This window comes from bacterium (genome assembly GCA_021372515.1).
Taxonomy (GTDB): Bacteria; Gemmatimonadota; Glassbacteria; order GWA2-58-10; family GWA2-58-10; genus JAJFUG01.
This window is the reverse complement of the sequence record JAJFUG010000057.1, coordinates 20,873-39,084: the sequence shown is the minus strand read 5'-3', so window position 1 is coordinate 39,084 and position 18,212 is coordinate 20,873. Positions and strand designations below refer to the sequence as shown.

Genomic DNA, 18,212 nt, shown 5'->3' with positions numbered 1-18,212 from the left:
CGAGCGGGCAATTGACCTTTGCGAGTCGCAAAAATAGCACCCCCCCCCTTATCAGGGTGAGGAATAAACGATGAAGGGCAGACCTCCAGTACCGACAAAGCTGAAGGTTCTTCGCGGAAATCCAGGCCACAGGCCGATCAACCACGATGAGCCACAGCCGCCGAGAACGATCCCGGAGTGTCCTTCTCACCTTGCGAAGGATGAGCGCGAGATATGGGAGCGGGTTTCGCACAAGCTGTTCGATGCTGGCATCCTTACCGAGGTTGACGATCTCTCTTTGTCGGTGTTCTGCGAGTATTTCAGCGAGTATCGCAAGCTTTCAGACCAGACGAAGAAGGCTGGCGTTTTCATCAAGGTGAAGAACGGCAAGGAGACCAAGACCTTTGTCGATGAGGCGACCGGAGAGAAGATCAGCAAGGAAGTCGACCGGTTCATCGTGCAGAGAAGCCCGGTGGCCGCGGCGAGAGATGCGGCCTGGGCTATCGCCAGCCGGATACTGGCCGACTTCGGAATGACCCCGAGTTCCAGAGCGCGGCTGAAGGTGGAGCTTGAGCAGGAACGGACCGACTCTTACGAGGCGTATCGTGGGAAGAAAACGAGAGCATGACATCGCGCCAGCGATGCAGTACGCCGAGAACATCCTGTCAGGCAGAATCCCGGCCTGCAAGTGGACCAAACTTGCGGTCGAGCGCCATGTCCGAGACCTGGAGAGAGCGGAAAATGATCCGGAGTATCCGTATTTCTTCAGCGAGGATGCCGCCTGGCATGTGATCGATTTCTTCCACAAGTATCTGCATCACTCCATCGGGGAGTGGGCCGGACGTTTGTTCGAGCTTTCGCCGTGGCAGCAATTCATTCTGTGGTCGATATTCGGCTGGTTGAAGAAAGAGGAAGAGACTCGGCGCTTCAAGGTCGTCTACATCGACATGGCTCGAAAGAATGGGAAGAGCAGCATGGCAAGTGGAGTCGGGCTGTATCTGTTCGATGCTGACGGAGAGCCTGGCGCTCAGATATACACTGCGGCCACGAAGTATAAGCAGGCGAAAATCGTTCATGCGGAAGCCGAGCGGATGGTGAAGTCCTCGCCCTTCCTGCGGCGGCGGATCGGGATTGTCCGAGATAACCTGCATGTCATCGACACGGCTTCGAAGTTCGAGCCGTTGGGCCGCGACTCCAAGACCGAGGACGGTCTGAACGTCCACGGTGCGATCATCGACGAGTATCACGCTCACCCGGACAGTGGGCTTTATGACGTGCTGAGGACGGCGATGGGTTCGCGCCGCCAGCCGATGATGTTCGTCATCACGACCGCCGGTTACGAAAAACAATGTCCCTGCTATATCCAGCGGGAGTACGTGACAAGCATTTTGGAAGGCGTGTTCGAAGACGATTCTGTCTTCGGAATCATCTACACCCTGGACGAGGAAGAGAAGGACGAGAAGGGCAACGCGATCAGGCCGGCCGATGACTGGACTGACGAGCGGACCTGGATAAAGGCGAACCCGAATCTGAATGTTTCTCTGAAGCTCAGTGACCTTCGGGAGATGTGCAGAGAGGCGATCCAGTCGCCAACAAAGCAAAACGAGTTCAAGACCAAGCGACTCAATCTGTGGACCGAGGCTGTCATCGCATGGATCACGCAGAAAAGCTGGAATGCCTGCGCCTTCCCGGTGAACGCGGAAGGTCTGCGGGGCCGGACCTGCTACGGCGGTCTGGACCTGTCCACGGTCAACGACCTGACAGCCTGGGTGCTCTGCTTTCCACCCCAGGGCGATGATCGGCTGTATCAGTTTTTGTATCGTTTCTTCCTGCCGCAGGATGGGCTTCGCGAGCGATGCCTTCATGACAGAGTGCCTTATGACCTCTGGATCAACAAGGGCTTTGTCATGGCGACGCCCGGCAACGTTATCGACTACTCGTTCATCGAGGCGCAGGTGTTGGAAGACGCGGCGCGATACGACCTGAAGGAGATAGCCTACGACCCGTACAACGCTTCTCAGGTGGTGCTCAATCTGCAGGACCAGGGCCTGAAGATGATTGAGTTTCGGCAGGGATTTCTCAGCATGAGTCCGGCATCTAAAGACTTTGAGCGGCGCGTGCTGGCGGCTGAGATCGCGCACGGCGGAAACCCGGTGATGAATTGGATGGTGAATTGCGCCACAATCGCAACCGACCCTGCGGGCAACATCAAGCCGGTGAAACCCGACCGAATGACATCGAGCAAACGGATCGACGGAGTGGTCGCCTCGATCATGGCGCTCTGGCGAGCCGTGATAAATGAAGACGAAACCGAAAGCACCTACGACAGCAACGAGGTTTTTGTCGCATGAAAAGTGTGCAGAGAGACGCGATAATCGGCACTGGAATCGCGATGATTGGCGCGGGCCTTTGGCTCCTGAAACCGTGGGCCGCCCTGATCTTTGTCGGTCTGGTGCTGGTTATTACCGGGCTGTCCAGGACCGTGAAATAAGGGGTAGAGATGAGCCTTTTCCCGACGCTGCAGGAGATCAGGTCGAGTATCGCCACTCCGGAGAAATGGCTTGTTGACTGGGTGCGTGGCGGATCGGAGACCGCCGCTGGCCGGACGGTCAATGAAATTTCAGCCATGAACAATTCGGCGGTGTTCAACGCTGTGACTATAATCAGCGGTATCCTGATGCAACTGCCGCTTCATCTGTATCGACGGACCACGGACAACGGCAAGGAAAAGGCGACAAGTCACCCTCTGTACCAAGTGGTCCACGGACGAGTCCGGCCACCGCGGGCGGGGATGCCCGGAATGACTGCGGCCCGCTGGATTCAGGCAGCGGCGGGGCACGTTTGCACTTGGGGAAACAGTTATAATTTTCGAGTGTTCAACGGAGCGGGACAGATCGCGGAGATACACCCGATTCGCCCGGACCGGATGAGGCTTGAAGAGCGCGATGGGCGAATAGTCTATGAGTACACGCCTCGGCAGGGCGGGCCGGTCGAGATTCCGCATGAGAACATGTTGCACATTCCGGGCTTCGGATTCGACGGCATTCAGGGTTACTCGGTGGTCACGCTCGCGCGCGAGGGCATCGGTCTTTCGCTCGCCACCGAGGAATTCGGAGCACGCTGGTTCGGCAGTGGAACACACCCGGGGATCGTGGTCAGCACACCGAAAGCGCTGAAAAAGGATACGCGTGATGCGCTGAAGAAGCAGCTTTCGGACAAATACGCGGGCCTCGGCAAGAGTCATCGGCTGCTACTGCTCGAAGAGGACATGAAGCCCATCCCGATCAGCGTATCGCCGGAAGATTCGCAGTTTCTTGAAACGCGAAAATTCCAGGTGATCGAGATCGCTCGGTGGTTCAATTTGCCCGCCTATCTGCTGAAAGAGATGGATGGTACGATCAAGAGCAACATCGAGCAACAGAGTATTGAGCTTTTGACCATTCACATGGGCCCCTGGATAACGCTGTTCGAAACCGAACTGACTTATGGGCTGCTGCGCCAGGATGAGATTGATGCCGGGTACTTCATCGAGTTCGACCTGAACGGACTGCTTCGAGGCGACATCAAGGCCCGGTATGACGCTTACGCCGTTGGAAAACAGTGGGGATTTTTGAATACCAACATGGTCTTGCGGAAGGAGAACGAGCAGACCATCGGGCCGGACGGAGATAAATTCTGGATGCCGGTCAACATGATCGAGGTCGGAAGTGAACTGCCGCCCGCGGCGGCGGTGGCGGAACGCATGATTGAAGACCCTGCTCACGAGCATCGCACCAACGAGGACAAGCGTCGGGCGGTCATGGCTCGCAATCGTCTGAGCAAGCAGTATCGTAGGCTGCTCGAGGATGCCGCAGGGCGAATGGTGCGGCGCGAGGTCAACGACGTGCGCCAGGCCGTGAGGAAATACCTGAGCCAGAGAAGCGCGTCCGAGTTCGAGCGATGGTTGCGGGCCTACTATGACGATCTGCCCGAACGAGTTAAAGAGAACATGGCGCCGGTCATCACGGCCTACGCCGAATCGATCCGTGACGCCGCCAGAGATGAAATCGGGTCCGAAAGCGACGTGAAGAGCTTCGAGAAGTTCGTGGCGGATTACATCGGAACGACCGCGGCTCGATGGGCTGGAAGCTCTCAAGGGCAGATCAATCAACTTCTGAACGAGTCGGAAGACCCGGCGGCCGCCATCGAGCAGCGGCTTGACGAGTGGGATAAAACCAGAGCTGGCAAGGTGGCGGCTCGTGAGACGGTAGACGGTCGTTCGGCTTTTGCGAACGTGGTCTTTTTCGCAGCCGGATACAGAGTTATCTGGATCAATCAAGGTTCGGAGGAATGCCCCTACTGCAAGCAGATGGACGGGCGGGTGATTGAGCGGGGCGGCTATTACCTGAAGGAGGGGGAATCTCTGGACGCTGGCGAGGGCAAGCTGGTTATAAGCGGGCCGAAGACTCATCCGCAGCTACACCAGGGCTGTGATTGCATTACGGCGGCGAGCCGGTAGAAGCTTCAGAAAATTGAAAGCGCCAGGGTCTGATCAACCCGGGCGAAGACAAAAAGGACGGCTGTGTGGAGCCACACCTCTGCGCATGCCGTCCTTTTTTGTCGCCACTGAAAAGAGGTGATCATGCCGAAGCCGAACGAGGAAAAGAATCAGATCGAACGCCGTGAGATACCCCTGCAGCTTGAGATTCGGCAGAACGACACAGGGAAACGAGTCGTTCGTGGATACGCAGCGAAGTTCAACGCCTGGAGCGAAACCCTGGGTGGCTGGTATCGCGAGAAGATTCAGCCCGGAGCTTTCGCCAATTCTCTCAAGGCGAATGATGTGCGGAGCTTTTTCAACCACGATCCCAACTTCGTCATCGGGAGAATGTCCGCCGGGACGCTCAGTCTGCTCGAGGATGTCGAGGGTTTATTCATGGAGGCCGAGCTTCCCGACACGCAATGGGCGCGCGATCTGGCCGTGTCCATCGAGCGCGGAGACATCACCGGGCAGAGCTTTCAGTTTCGTGTAGTCGCTCAGGCATGGAAGGAGCCTGACAAGGGCGGCAACCAGATCGCCGAGCGCACTCTGATTGAGGTCGACTTGATCGAAGTGGGTCCGGTGGCGGTCCCCGCCTATCCCGATACTACTGTAGCCTTGCGGTCACTGGAACAGTACAAGGCCGAGCGAACCGCTCAGGAGAGCGGGGGCGGTCCGGACGGAGAACAGTCGAAGGGTCGGCTGTCCAACGTCTGGCGTACAAAAGTCCGGTGCCATGAACTCAACAACTTCTGAGAAAGGAAAGAGCCATGAACGAGAGAGAAAGAAGGCTGCGCGAGGAGCGCGCCAGGATCGTTGCGCGGATGCGTGAACTGGTGGACAAGGCCGATGCCGAGAAGCGGGATCTGACCGCGGACGATCAGGCCGAGATCAACAAGATCGAGGCTCGCATCGCTGTTCTCACCACGGAAATCGAGCTTGAGCAGCGGCTCGGAAAGCTCGAGGGCGAAATGCACACTCCTGTCGGCGCGACTCCCCCCGGCCCTGATCCGGGCAACAACGGCACTCTACAGAACCGCACGAGGCAGCAGCGAGTGTCCGAGGCGATCCGCCGATTCAACTCCGGCGAGACGGAGCTTCGCACCTTGGCCGCCGTGCATGCTGTTGTGTCGCGCGGAGAGGTGCTTCCGGCCGAGTTCGTCGAAATGCAGTCGGACATCTTTGCCCGGATGGTGCTGGGCGAGCCGGTATCCGATGCGGAGAAGCGCGCGCTGCAGATGGACGCCGACGTGTTCGGCGGGTTCCTGGTCATGCCGCAGCAGATGATCCAGAACCTGATCAAGGCCGTGGACAATGAGGTCTTCGTGCGCCGGTACGCGACCAAGTACACAGTCCCGAAAGCCGAGAGCCTGGGTGTGCCGGTGCTCGAAACCGACATGGGCGATCCCACCTGGACCAGTGAACTCAAGACCGGCAACGAGGACAACGGACTGTCCTTCGGCAAGCGCGAACTGCATCCACATCCGCTGGCCCGGCTGGTCAAGATCAGCAACAAGCTGCTCAGGGCGTCCTTCTTCAACGTCGAGGGCTTGGTGATCGACCGGCTGAAGTACAAGTTCTCGACGGTCCAGGAAAACGCCTTCTTCAACGGTTCCGGCACGAACGAGCCGCTGGGCGTGATGGTCGCCTCGCCTCTCGGTATTCCGACGAGCCGCGACGTCTCGACCGACAACGAACAGACGGCGATCACTTTCGACGGGCTGAAGGAGGCCAAGTACGCGCTGAAGAGCCAGTATTGGGCGAAGGCCCGCTGGACTTTCCACCGCGATGCTCTGAAGCAGATCGACAAGATCAAGGACAAGGAGGACCGCTATCAGTGGCAGCCTTCCACCGTGGTGGGCCAGCCGGACCGTCTGTTGAATCTGCCGATGGACATCAGCGAGTACATGCCGAACACCTTCACGAGCGGCCAGTATGTCGGGCTGCTCTCCGACTGGTCGTTCTACTGGATCGCCGATGCTCTGGACATGGAGGTTCAGCGCCTGGTGGAGCTGTACGCAACCACCAACCAGACCGGCCTGATTGGACGGGGCGAAACCGACGGTATGCCGGTCCTGTCGGAAGCCTTCGTTCGGGTCAAGCTGGCCTCCTGACGGCGGCCATAACTCGCTTCTGACATGAATCTACAACTCCATCTTGGAGGATAAACAGATGAACCTCTCGAAGAACACGAAAGTAACCCAAGTCCTCGGCTACTACGCCGCGGGCCAGACCACCCGAGACAGCGCGATCATCGACATGCAGGGCTTCGAGGGAGTGATGTTCATCGCTCTGTTCGACACCCTGATCGAGAACGGTACGCTGAAGCTGTCTGCGGATCAGAACGACGTGAACAGCGGGACCGGCATGAAGGAGCTTTCCGGCTCCACTCCGCACACGATTTCGGCGGCCGAGGCTGCGGCCACCGGGCAGACCGGTCTTGTGCTGGATGTCTACAAGCCGCAGAAAAGGTACTTGCGGGCCAGCATCGACATTGGCGTGTCCAACGCCGTGATCGGTGCTGTCGTGGCGATCCAGTACAGCGGCAAGGTCGTTCCGCCCGCTCACGGCGCGATGAACGCGGACATGCTCGTCAGCCCGGATGAAGCCTGACCATGAACAGGGGGCGGGGCGAATAACCCCGCCCCTATCGAAAGGAAGGCATCATGAGGCGAACGGTCTTGCTCGTTCTGGTTCTGGCGGTGTTGTCGGCGCTGCCGCTTCCTTTGCCCGCGCAGAGCACGAATGGCACGGTGGTGAAATTCGAGATCACCAGCACTTCCACTCAAGAAGTGGAGTTCGACGCCTGGACCTCGGCGGGTGGCACGGCCTACGACACCACGAGCAACAGATTCATCGGGCGAGTGGTGAGCCTGCATGTCGACCCGACTGCCAACGCGAGTACTCCGCCGCCGGACAGCTTCGATGTGCAGGTACTCGATGAACGCGGTTACGATGTCCTGATGGGACAGGGTGCGGACCTCGATAGTTCCGCGGTCAACTTCGGAACGGAAGCGAATCTCGGAGCAGTGCGGAATTCTACTCTTCGCCTACTGGTGAAAAACGCAGGAGCCAAGAAGAAAGTGAAAGTCCGCCTGCTTGTCAGATAGGAGGCATCGTGTTGATTCGGATGAGAACTACACTGGCGGGCCCTCGTTATAACTGCCCTGCCGGCAAGATGGTCGAAGTCGACCCGGCGACGGCCAAGACGCTGATCGACGGCGGCCATGCCGAGAAGGTCGAGACTGTCGCATTGGTGGCGCCGGAAAACGCGGCCAGGCAGACCGGCAAAGCGCCAGGCAAAAAAAAAGGATAGGATGCCGTGTCCTACAACTCTCTCGAATCGGCAAAGACTCTGCTCGGCGGCATTGAAGTAAGTCAAGAAAACCTCAATGCGGCCAGGTCGATGATCGACAATCACAGCGAGTTCCGCTGGGAAGAGACCGTCCGCACGGATAGGCTTTCCGGCGACGGAGAGTCGGATTCGTTTTTCATCCGCTTTCCGGTGATCGAGATCACATCGCTGATGATCGACGGGGTTGCTCAGACAGAGGGAGAGGACTTCCAAGTGTCGAAGGACATCGGCCGAGTGATGGTGTTCAACGGCCTGCCGAAAGGCCAGGACAACATCGAGTGCGCCTACAAATACGGATACGACTCCGAGCATGAGGCGTGCGGTCTGATACGCATGGTCGAGGCGACAATAGCTCTGTATCTGGCTCGTAATCCGATGATGGTCAAGACAGTCAACTTCGGCGGGCAAGGTGGAGTGGATATCGAGTACGGCACCGGCATTCCGTTCTATCTGTCTCTGATACCCACGCCGCGGGGGATTTGATGCTGGAAAGCTTGATGGTGTTCAACTGTATCCGGCTTCGCCGGTCTGAGATGCCGAATGCTCACGGCGAATATTCGTTCGAAATGCAGCTTCCGGCCCTGCCCTGTGTGTTTGTCCCGTCCGCTGGCCGAGTGGTAAAAGACCAGACTGGCAAGGAAGTGATCATCGATGGTGAGTTCTGGATGCACGAGGATGTGCCAATCGAGGACCGGCTGATCTACCAGGGGTACGAATACGAGATCATCGCGTATGAGCCGTTGACGGACTTCCTGACAGGCCGAACGGCCTACTATCGGATTCAAGCCGTGAGAAGGAGACCCTACGATGAAGAGCCGGTTACGATCAGCTGAAGCCCTGGCTGCCGGAAGGCTGACCGGACGCGATGAGGCGGAAGCTCGCGCCAATCCTCTGGTGGCGGCCGAGGCTGCCCGGCTGGACCGCGAGAAGCGAGTCCAGTCCGAGAAATCGAAGAAGCGAAAGGAGAGGAAGGGATGAACGTATCGAACCTGAAACTTGTCGCGCCGGTGGGGTCCGGGCCGGTGATCCGCTCCGACCAGGGGGCCGGTGCCGGTGCCGACCGTGACTTCATCGTCTTCAAGAAAGGCGGCGCGGAAGTCTTCTCGGTGGACAAGAACGGCCTGCCGGACCCCGGCGGCGGCGACGCCAAGCGGAAAGTGCCGGTCCCCTACGGCGACGTGGTGGCTGACTCGGACCTGATCGAGCCGTTCCTGAACAAGTTCGTCAAGGGCGTGACCATCACCGGGATCAAGCTGGCGGTGGACACGGCCACGGCGGACGGCACGACCAACCGTCAGACCATCACGGTCAAGCGCGGTTCGGACGGGGCGACGGTGGCCGAGTATCAGACTCCGGCCGAGAATCCCGGCCTGGCGCAAAACATCTGGACGGACATGGGCGCGATCACCAACGCCACGCTCGCCGCCGGGGATTATCTCTACGCCGCCTTCACCAAGACGGCGGGGGGCTTGGCTCTGTCCGGCCTGACGTTCGAGATCGAGTACCAGCACGCCGAGTGACATCGGCCTGAAAGGTCAAGGAGGTAGAAAGAGATGCCTGCACTGAAATTCGAAAACTTCCTGGGGAACGACCCGGCCGCCGTGATCGACGTGCACAACGACCGTGACGTTTTCGCTCACTACCGGAACGGAGAAGAGAAGATCGCCCTGACAAGGGACGGCTTCATCCGGACCGTGTCCGGCTGGGCGAAGCGTTACGTCCCGGTCCCCCTGGGCGATCTGGCCGCCGACAGCGATCTTCTCAGTCTGCCGCTGCTGCGTGGGCTGCACGACCTGACGATCACCAACATATCCGTCGGAACGGATACAACGGTCGCGGCCAACGCCTCGCACTATCAGACCATCGGGGTCTACAACTCGCAGTCCTCGACGCCGGTCGCCACGCTGAGCACGGCCACCCAGGGCTTCAGCAAGCACGTCCCGCGCGACTTCTCCGGCCTGGACGCCACGCTCAAGAAGCTGGCCGCCGGGCAGAGTCTGTACCTGAAGCTCACCAAGACAGGCAACGGGGTGGCCCTCTCCGGCGTGGTGGTCTCGATCACCTTCGAGATCGACCAGCCCAGGCCGGCCAGCGGTGACCCCGAGGACAACGTCTTCCGCTTCATCGCCGGAGACGCCGGGACGGACGGCCTGATCGAGTCCGACCACGAGAAGCGCGATCACCTGAGTGTCCGGTACCGCGGCAAAGAGACCTTCAACGTGGACGTGGACGGTAAGATCAGCGGGTCCGCGCCAGACCAGTACCACTACGCCGTGCTCAACGTGGGCGACATCGCCGACGCGGACGGCGGGGCGAAGAAGAGTCCGCTCCTGCAACCGCACTGCGACATCGAGGTGAAGAAGGTCTTCTTCGGCCAGACCGAGACCGTGGCCGCCGACAGCGACACCGACTTCACTCAGGTGCTGGTGAAGGACGGCAGCGGCAACGTCATCGTGGACGGCTTCGTGAACGGGCCGAACGGCGGCGGCCAGGACATGGTGAAGGGTATGCTCTACGACATGGGCGAGGTGAACGAGAAGTACGCGGCAATCACCTCGACCGGCCAGCTGCAGGCCGAGTACGTCTGCAACGGCACGGCGCCCACGGTGAAGGGCCTGACCTTCGTCATCGTGTACAAGAAGACCTCGTGAGGCAGCCATGATCCTTGACGTGGAAACCGCTCTCTCCGACTACCTGCTCCAGAACATGGTGCGGGTCGTGGGGCATGGCAACGCCGAAGTCCCGGTGTATCGAGGGCGGTTTCCGCAGGGGTGCAAGCCGGTGGCCGTGATGATCGCGCGCGTGGGTGGTAACGGTGACGCCGACCTGCCTGACCGCGACCTTGCCTCGGTGGACGTGTGGGCCCGGCATGAGCACTGGCCGGATGCCCTGCGGCTGATGCAGAACCTGGACACTCTGCTGGATGGGCTTTGCCGGAAGGCGCTCAACGCGGAAGTCTTCTGCCTGGGCTGCCAGCGGTCGAGCGGGCCGATACCCCTCGACTCGGAGAACAACGACCTGGTGCGCTACATCTGCACCTACGAGATGGACCTGCGGCGAGGCTGACGATGGCTGACGAGATCGGGCTGGACATCGAGGGAGTCGAGGGCCTCCTGGCCGAACTGGTGGAGATGAGCCTGATCGGCGATTCGCCGGAGTTCCAGGACGTGATGCTGGATGCGGCTGAACTCACCGCCGAGAACATCCGGGCCGAGATACCGAAGCTCGTCGAGCAGCACAGCGGCCAGCTTCTGGAGAAGACCCAGGCCAGCAAATATGTCGGCAAAGGTGAGGGCTACATTGAAACCGCCGTGGTGAGCGAGGCGCGCACCAGGCGAAAGGAGAAGGGCAAGGAGAACAAGGGAGCACCCTACCCGATCTTCCTCGAGTACGGCACCGAGGACGAGGAAGGATTCACGAGAATCAAGGCCCGGCCATTCATGCGGACGGGCTTGGACAAATCGACAGACGCGGTCGTTGGAATGATCGCGGCGAAACTCTTCGGAAAGAAAGGAGCCTGAGATGTCTCAGATGCAAGGAGATCGTTTGAACTTCGAGTACGGCCCCTGCCAGGTCACTTTCAAGGGGGTGGACCTCGGCTTCACCAAGGGCGGGGTCAAGGTGGATTACGCGACGAACTGGAAGGACATCGAGGTCGACCAGAGTCCTCTTCTGGTGGACAACAAAGTCCAGAGCGAGCGGATCGTGGTCACGGTGCCGATGGCCGAGGCCGCGCTGTCCAAACTGGCCGATCTGTTCCCGACCGGCACCAAGACGGTGGACGGCCAGAAAATCAAGGTCGAGTTCGGCGGCAAGCAGGTGTCCTTCGACGCGGCGGGCGAGCTGGTGCTTACTCCCTGCGCGGATGGAGCCGGGACGCTGTCGGACGATGCCAACGAGAAGATCACCGTATACAAGGCATTCCCGCGCCCGCAGTTCAGCAAAACCTACAGCCTGGACGACATCAAGGTCGTGCCGGTGGAGTTCCACGGCATGATGGACACGACCAAGGCGGCCGGCAAGCAGCTGTTCGTCCTGGGCGACGTGAGCGCCGCGTAACCACGGCCTGAGCGCAACCTCAACAGGAGGATGACTTGAGACAGAAGAAAGAGAGAATCACCACGGCGGCGGAGTGGACCCGGAAGAACCAGCAGATCAAGACCGTCGAACTGCCTTCCGGAGCCGTGGTCAAGGTCAAGGTGATGAGCCTTTTCGACCTGGCCTCGACCGGCCACATCCCGATGTCGCTCGTGGGGGAAGTCCTCAAATCGGCCAACACGTTCCTGCAGCCGGTCGACCCGAAAGACGTCAACTTCGCCTGGGCGCGGGTGACGGAAAAGCAGATCGAGGACATGCTGACTCTGTTCCGGAAGACGGCGGTCGCGGCAGTGGTCGAGCCGCGGCTGTCGTTCCAGCCAGTTGGCGAGGAAGCGGGGGATGTGACGCTGATCGATTTCGAAGACCTGGCCGTGATCTTCCGGGCGGCGGTGAAGGAGGGAGCCATAGAGATGCTTCCCTTTCATCCGAAACAAAAGCCTGGTGCTGGCCCTCGACCGGACGGCGCAGAGGTACGGACAGAGACCGTCAACGATGCTGGGGGTGAGGAACCGGCTGCTGGCGCTTGACCTCGATATCGCAGTGTCGGTCATCGCCGACCGCCACGAACGCGGCGAGCCGGCGGACATCGACGACGCCATCCGGCAACGCAAGTCCGGCATAGCGGCATTGAAGGCTTTCAATATGGGAATGACACCTTCTCGGAACTGAGTGATCGATGGCTTCAAAAGACCTTGTGGCTCGGAATCTGGTGGTCAAGCTGACCGCGGACTACGAGACCTTCATCAAGAAGAACAAAGAGGGCGCGACTTCTTTCGATGCGATGGTCTACAGCATCGAGAAGAACAAGAAGAACCTGCGCGAAGTCGGGGCAATCATGACCACCGTCGGGGCGACGCTGAGCGTTGCCCTGGGCGGTGCATCGAAGGCGGCCGTCGATTTCAACCGTGAACTCGGTAACGTCCAGACTCTCATCCCGGGGAACACGAAGCGCATCGAGGAGCTTCGGGACGCCATCCAGGACATGGCGATCAAGACCGGCAAGAGCACCACCGACCTGACCCAGGGGGCCTATCAGGTCATCTCGGCCTTCGGCGACACCGGCGACACTGTGGCGATCCTGGAGGCTTCCGCGAAAGCGGCCACGGCCGGGCTTGCCACCACCACCGAGTCGATCAACCTGCTCTCTGCCGTGACCAAGGGCTACGGCGACGTGTCCGAAGAGTCGGTGAAGAAGGTCTCCGACCTGTCGTTCCAGACGGTCAAGCTCGGTCAGACCACCTTCCCGGAACTGGCCGCGAGTATCGGGCGCGTGGTGCCGTTGGCCTCCGAGTTGAAGGTGAGCCAGGAGGAGCTTTTCGCGGTGATGGCCACCGGGACCGGTGTCACCGGCAATGCGGCTGAAGTCTCGACACAGCTGCGCGGCGTTCTGCAAGCCCTGATGTCTCCGACCAAGGACATGACCGGCCTTATCAAGGGCCTGGGGTACGAGAACGGTAAGGCCATGCTGGAGGCCAACGGACTCAAGGGGTCCATCGAGATCATCAAGCAGGCCGCGGAAGCCAGCGGCAAGCCGCTTCAGCTTTACATCAGTTCCATCGAGGGCCAGACTTTGGCGCTCTCTCTGGCCGGTAAGCAGTCCGCCGACTACGAAAAGAAGCTCGGCGAGATGAGAAAGGCCGCGGGCGCCACGGAGGAAGCCTTTCTCGCTCAGACCGAAGGGGTGAACAAGGCCGGCCACTCTCTCGACCAGCTGCGGGAGTCGTTCAAAGTACTGCTCCAGGTGATCGGCCAGACTCTTGTCCCGGCTCTGAACGCGCTCGTCAAGGTGCTGACGGGCATGGTTTCCTGGGTCAAGGACTTGGCAAAAGAGCACTCGACGCTGGCCACGGCTATTACCACCCTGGGAGCGGCCTTCGGCGTCCTGGCCTCCGTCATCGGCCCGCTGCTCCTGGTGCTGCCGAACATCGTTTCTGGTCTCAAGTTGTTCGGTCTCACTTCAACCAGCGTGACTACTTCTTTGTCGGCATTAAAGGTTGCAGCCACCACTACTTGGGCAGCTTTAACCGGTCCCGTTGGTATTGCAGTGGTTGCAATTGCGGCTGTTGGGACAGCGATCTCGGCGCTTCTGTTCGATATGGACGACTTAAAAGCGACATTCGAGACTTTCGGGAAATGGGTTTCTGATTGGTGGGATCAGATGTCGAAGGCGTTCCAGACCAAAGAAGAAGCCCAGATGCAGGAAATCAATGTCAAGCGACAAAAGGCAGAGGAAGACGCGGCATGGGCGGCTGTTCAGGTGAAACGCGATGAATTTGCGAAAAAGAAAGAACTGGAAGATGCAGCCGAAGCAGAGCGTCAGCGCAAGACTGAGGCAGACATCGCCCGCGCCGCCGACCTGGCGCGCAAGCAGGCGGAGGAAGAGAAAAAAGCGGCCGCCGAAAAGGTGAAGGCCGAAAAACAAAAGGAAGACGCCACACGTCAGAGGATCGAGGCCGAGCTTCAGGCCAAGGCGGATGCGGATATTGCCGCGACCCAGGCCGAGTACAACAAGCTCGACGAGTTCGGCTTCATCTACTCCGAAATGCGTGCGCGTTACGGCGCTGCCCTGGCCGGCCAGGTCAACGACACCGCGACCAAGCTCTACCAGATGGGCCTTGACTGGGAGGGTTACGCCGCGCGCGTAGCCGGAGTGCAAGGGGCGCAGTCCAAGAGCATTGTCGGAGACCTGAAGGAACGCTACGGCGGATACCTTTCCGACATGCAGCTCAAGACCGCCGAGCAGCTTGCCCTCATGGGCGGCGATTTTCAGACCTACGCCAACGGCATCATCAAGGAGGGCGGCCCGCTCAAGGTGATGATGTTCAATATCCACTCGGCGTTCGTGGATGCTCGCACCGCGGCGGTCAATGCCCTGAAAGGAATCGGCACCGATTTCATCGATGACATCCTTCACGGCAACTTCCGGGGCGCCCTGGACAATATGAAGGACGCTTTCGCGCAGGTCGGCACGAACATCCGGGACAACCTGATCAAAGCCCTGGCCGACGGCCTGAACAACTGGATTCAGAACGGACTCAAGAGCATCGCGGATGCCTTCTGGAAAATGCTCGGCGGCGGCAGCGGCGGGTTCTTCGACTCCATCGGCGGCGCTCTCAAAAGTGTTCTCGGCGGAGGGACGGCCGCCGCGGTAAGCGGAGGGACAGCGGCTGCGGCTGGTGGAGGGGCCGCCGCGTCACTGGGTGGGATTTTCACTGCTGAGGGCGCGGCGGCTGGGACGCTCGCAGTCTCGGGTGGTACTGCCGGTACGATAGCGGGCCTGGGTGGAGTTGCCGGTGAAGCGGATGTTGTTGCCACTCTCGGGGCTGGTGGCGCTACGGGAGGGGTGCTCGGAACGATTGCAGCCATCGCCCCTATTGCTGCTGGGCTTGCCCTGCCTCTTGTTGCGGCTTTCAAGGCGTTCACCTGGAAGGGGCAGAGAGACGCCGAACGCAGACAAAAGGCCAGCGATACTCTCAACAACGCACTCAGTCTGTTCAACGGCACGAAGAAGGGGTATATCGAGGCGATAGGTGACCTCGATAATCCCGACTTCGCCGGAATTGTCAGCAGGGTCGGCAATGACACTCTCCACGGATGGGCCGATTATCAGAACATCCTGGACACCTACGCGACCTTCGTCAGCCTGAAGGCGATGGCCGAAAGCGTCGAGGCCGGGAACTGGTCCGGTGTGACCGAAAACCTCTTTGTTCACGCCTCCCAGGGTGTCCAGATGGGGGCTTACAAAAGTTTCGCAAAGGGCCTGGAAGCGGCATGGGTCAATGCCGGAGGTCTGGCGAATTACCAGAAGAGGCAGGCAGAACTCAACGCGAGGATAGAGGCCGGCCGGGAGACGCAGAGCAATACGCCTGGGGCTAATTACAATGAGCACCAGAGTCAGACAGAGGATACTGTCAGCGGAGCCGCCGGAGCAACCCCGACAGACACCCTCCCCTCGGTGTCTTTACAGCAGCCAGAACCACAGTCTTCGTCTCAGGGAAATTACCCCACCTTCGACGAAACCGAAGGTAGCTTTGCGAGGCAGCAACTTGCGAAAAACTACAACGCGATCCTCAAAAACATCCCGCACGTAGGCGATGTCTACCTGGACATGTTTACTCAGTTCAGAGACGTTCTGTCGAAATATCACACGGGCGGTGTTGTTGAGGGGGTTCTCGGGCAAGAGACGATCATCCGCGCCCTGGCCGGAGAGGAAGTTCTGACGCGCAGCGACCCGCGTCACCGCGACAACCTGGGCGGAGGGCTGGTGGTGAACATCAGCGGCAATAACATCTCGAGCGAGCTTGACCTGAAGCGGTTGGCCCGGCTGGCCGGAGAAGAGATCATGGCGATGATGCGCGCCAGGGGAAGGGTCTACACATGAGCCTGACGGTCACAGTGAACGGGGTGCAGGTGCGGACCACCGGGATCCACGTCTCGAATGTGGCAAACTCCAACCCGGACTCGGCCACCTTCACCCTGATCGCTCCGGCCGCGGCCCCGGGTGTGGGTCAGGAGGTGCGGGTGATCCTGGACACCACCGGCGCGGTGCTCTTCGGCGGGATAATCGTCTCGGTGCAGGAGAGCGCCTTTGCGCTCGAAACGCCGCAATACCTGGTGACCTGCTCGGACTATCAGCGACTGCTCGACAGAAAGCTCGTGGCGCGCTCATACGTGGAAAAGACCTGCCGTGAGATCATCGAAGACCTGGTGGCGAGCTTCACCGATCCGGCCCTCGGCTTCACGACCGAGAACGTGGAGGAAGGCCGGAAGATCAACAAGATCAACTTCAACTATGTTCCGGTCTCGCAGTGCATCAAGGACTTGGCGGCTCTGGTGTCCTACGAGTGGTACATCGACGAGAACAAGGACATCCACTTTTTCGAGCGCGAGAAGTCCTTCGGCCCGGTCGAGTTGAGCGACGCGGCCCTGGCCAACGCGATCCAGGGATTCAACATCACGCCGGATTATTCGCAGGTGCGAAACCGGATCACCGTCCGGGGCGGCTACAGCCTGTCGGACCCGTACCCGGAAAGTCAGGTGGCCGACGGCGTACAACGAATCTGGAAGCTCGGCTACAAGCCGTCCGAGTTGAGTCTTGAAGTCGATGGCGCGCCGGTGTCGATCGGAGTCGAAAACCTGGACGCGGACGACGGCGCTTTCGACTACATGATGAACTACCAGGAGGCTTCCGTCCGCTGCTCCGAGCACCCGGGAAAGACTACTACCCCGGCGGCCGGCACGGTGATGTCCTTCACCTACCGTTACCAGAGGCCCGTCATCGTGTACGTGAACGACTACGAGTCACAGGCGGCGATTGCGGCGGTGGAAGGCGGCGACGGCGTGTACGAGCACGTCATCAAGGACGAGACGTTGTCCTCGACTCAGGAGGCCCACGACCGCGCGATGGTGGAACTCAACTCCTACGCCAGGCCGGTGTTCTCGGGCGGGTTCAAGACGCTGGTTCACGGCTTCCGGGCCGGGCAGACGGTCGTCGTCAACCGCGCCGGTCAGAGCTTCAATGGCAACTATCAGGTCCAGTCCGTGGATATCGGCTGCCAGGGCGGGATTGTCGAGTACGAGGTGTCCTTCGCTTCGAATCAGTACGACCTCGTGGACTATCTGCGCGGCCTGGCCGCCAAGCTCAACCGGATCGAACTGCGCGAGGACGAGGTGATCGACTTGGTGGAGAACATCGACGAGGTGATCACCTTCGAGGACACCGTGACCGTGGTCCTCAATCCGCGGGTCATGAAATGGGGTTCGGCCAAGTGGGGGTTCTTCACATGGGCCTGAGAGTGACAGAGGCAATCGAGATCGTGGGCGAGCTCGAGGTGACCCTGACGCACGCCGAGACCGGCGAGAAGATCGTCCGGCGCTACCGGAACCGAGTGGTCAACGGCGGCCTGGAACTGATCGCCGCTCGGCTTGCCGGAGAGGGCAACGACTGCGCGGTCGGCTACGCGGCTGTCGGGACGGACGCCACGCCGCCGGCAGCGGGGGACACGACCCTGGGTGCCGAGTTGGCTCGGAAGCCCTTGACCACCCTGAGCCGAGACGGCAGCCGGGTCAACTACTCGGCCTACTTCTCGCCCTCGGAGGCCAACGGCGACCTGAAGGAGTTCGCGGTGTTCGCGGACGGCGCGACCGGGACGCCCGGGTCCGGGACCATGTTCAACCGCGCTCTGATCAACGTGTCGAAGACGGCCGCCTACACCATGACGGTGACGGGGTCGATCACCATCCGGTTCAAGGAAAGTTGAG

The 18,212-nt window shown here is 60.2% G+C and carries 20 protein-coding genes; all 20 read left to right on the top strand.

Features of this window, described 5'->3' with window-relative positions:
- Positions 1 to 70: 70 nt before the first annotated feature.
- The 20 genes from LLH00_06055 (at position 71) to LLH00_05960 (ending at position 18,211) form a co-directional block, all read left to right on the top strand.
- Positions 71 to 607, top strand: coding sequence for a phage terminase small subunit P27 family (locus LLH00_06055; protein ID MCE5270831.1), 537 nt, complete (start codon positions 71 to 73; stop codon positions 605 to 607).
- On the top strand, positions 585 to 2,330 hold the full coding sequence (locus LLH00_06050; GenBank protein MCE5270830.1) for a terminase large subunit: 1,746 nt from the start codon (positions 585 to 587) through the stop codon (positions 2,328 to 2,330). The genes LLH00_06055 and LLH00_06050 overlap by 23 nt, the downstream gene beginning before the upstream one ends.
- Before the next feature lie 149 nt (positions 2,331 to 2,479).
- Complete coding sequence (locus tag LLH00_06045) at positions 2,480 to 4,477, top strand: phage portal protein (protein ID MCE5270829.1); 1,998 nt, start codon at positions 2,480 to 2,482, stop codon at positions 4,475 to 4,477.
- A gap of 123 nt (positions 4,478 to 4,600) precedes the next feature.
- Positions 4,601 to 5,254 carry an HK97 family phage prohead protease gene (locus LLH00_06040; GenBank protein MCE5270828.1) on the top strand — a complete coding sequence of 218 codons (654 nt, stop codon included), beginning with the start codon at positions 4,601 to 4,603 and terminating at the stop codon, positions 5,252 to 5,254.
- Between the two features lie 14 nt (positions 5,255 to 5,268).
- Complete coding sequence (locus tag LLH00_06035) at positions 5,269 to 6,612, top strand: phage major capsid protein (GenBank protein MCE5270827.1); 1,344 nt, start codon at positions 5,269 to 5,271, stop codon at positions 6,610 to 6,612.
- A gap of 58 nt (positions 6,613 to 6,670) precedes the next feature.
- Positions 6,671 to 7,111, top strand: coding sequence for a hypothetical protein (locus LLH00_06030; protein MCE5270826.1), 441 nt, complete (start codon positions 6,671 to 6,673; stop codon positions 7,109 to 7,111).
- A 68-nt stretch (positions 7,112 to 7,179) separates the two neighbouring features.
- Entirely contained in the window at positions 7,180 to 7,608 is a 429-nt protein-coding gene (locus LLH00_06025; GenBank protein ID MCE5270825.1) for a hypothetical protein, read from the top strand.
- Positions 7,609 to 7,676: 68 nt separating this feature from the next.
- Complete coding sequence (locus tag LLH00_06020) at positions 7,677 to 7,814, top strand: hypothetical protein (protein ID MCE5270824.1); 138 nt, start codon at positions 7,677 to 7,679, stop codon at positions 7,812 to 7,814.
- Between the two features lie 6 nt (positions 7,815 to 7,820).
- Entirely contained in the window at positions 7,821 to 8,336 is a 516-nt protein-coding gene (locus LLH00_06015) for a hypothetical protein (GenBank protein MCE5270823.1), read from the top strand.
- Positions 8,336 to 8,686, top strand: coding sequence for a hypothetical protein (locus LLH00_06010; GenBank protein ID MCE5270822.1), 351 nt, complete (start codon positions 8,336 to 8,338; stop codon positions 8,684 to 8,686). Before LLH00_06015 ends, LLH00_06010 begins: the two co-directional genes overlap by 1 nt.
- A gap of 141 nt (positions 8,687 to 8,827) precedes the next feature.
- A complete protein-coding gene (locus LLH00_06005) occupies positions 8,828 to 9,373 on the top strand; it encodes a hypothetical protein (GenBank protein ID MCE5270821.1) in 546 nt (181 codons plus the stop codon).
- Positions 9,374 to 9,406: 33 nt separating this feature from the next.
- Entirely contained in the window at positions 9,407 to 10,504 is a 1,098-nt protein-coding gene (locus LLH00_06000) for a hypothetical protein (GenBank protein MCE5270820.1), read from the top strand.
- Between the two features lie 7 nt (positions 10,505 to 10,511).
- Positions 10,512 to 10,919, top strand: a complete 408-nt coding sequence (locus LLH00_05995) for a hypothetical protein (GenBank protein ID MCE5270819.1) — start codon at positions 10,512 to 10,514, stop codon at positions 10,917 to 10,919.
- A gap of 2 nt (positions 10,920 to 10,921) precedes the next feature.
- Entirely contained in the window at positions 10,922 to 11,374 is a 453-nt protein-coding gene (locus LLH00_05990) for a hypothetical protein (protein MCE5270818.1), read from the top strand.
- A 25-nt stretch (positions 11,375 to 11,399) separates the two neighbouring features.
- Positions 11,400 to 11,912 (top strand): hypothetical protein, encoded by a 513-nt coding sequence (locus tag LLH00_05985; GenBank protein ID MCE5270817.1) that lies wholly within the window; start codon positions 11,400 to 11,402, stop codon positions 11,910 to 11,912.
- 35 nt (positions 11,913 to 11,947) lie between these two features.
- The gene (locus LLH00_05980) at positions 11,948 to 12,478 is read left to right on the top strand and encodes a hypothetical protein (protein MCE5270816.1); all 531 of its coding nucleotides are present in this window, start codon (positions 11,948 to 11,950) and stop codon (positions 12,476 to 12,478) included.
- On the top strand, positions 12,444 to 12,620 hold the full coding sequence (locus LLH00_05975; GenBank protein MCE5270815.1) for a hypothetical protein: 177 nt from the start codon (positions 12,444 to 12,446) through the stop codon (positions 12,618 to 12,620). Before LLH00_05980 ends, LLH00_05975 begins: the two co-directional genes overlap by 35 nt.
- 7 nt (positions 12,621 to 12,627) lie before the next feature.
- Positions 12,628 to 16,332 (top strand): phage tail tape measure protein, encoded by a 3,705-nt coding sequence (locus tag LLH00_05970; GenBank protein MCE5270814.1) that lies wholly within the window; start codon positions 12,628 to 12,630, stop codon positions 16,330 to 16,332.
- On the top strand, positions 16,329 to 17,744 hold the full coding sequence (locus LLH00_05965) for a hypothetical protein (GenBank protein ID MCE5270813.1): 1,416 nt from the start codon (positions 16,329 to 16,331) through the stop codon (positions 17,742 to 17,744). The genes LLH00_05970 and LLH00_05965 overlap by 4 nt, the downstream gene beginning before the upstream one ends.
- On the top strand, positions 17,720 to 18,211 hold the full coding sequence (locus LLH00_05960) for a hypothetical protein (GenBank protein MCE5270812.1): 492 nt from the start codon (positions 17,720 to 17,722) through the stop codon (positions 18,209 to 18,211). Before LLH00_05965 ends, LLH00_05960 begins: the two co-directional genes overlap by 25 nt.
- Position 18,212: the final 1 nt, after the last annotated feature.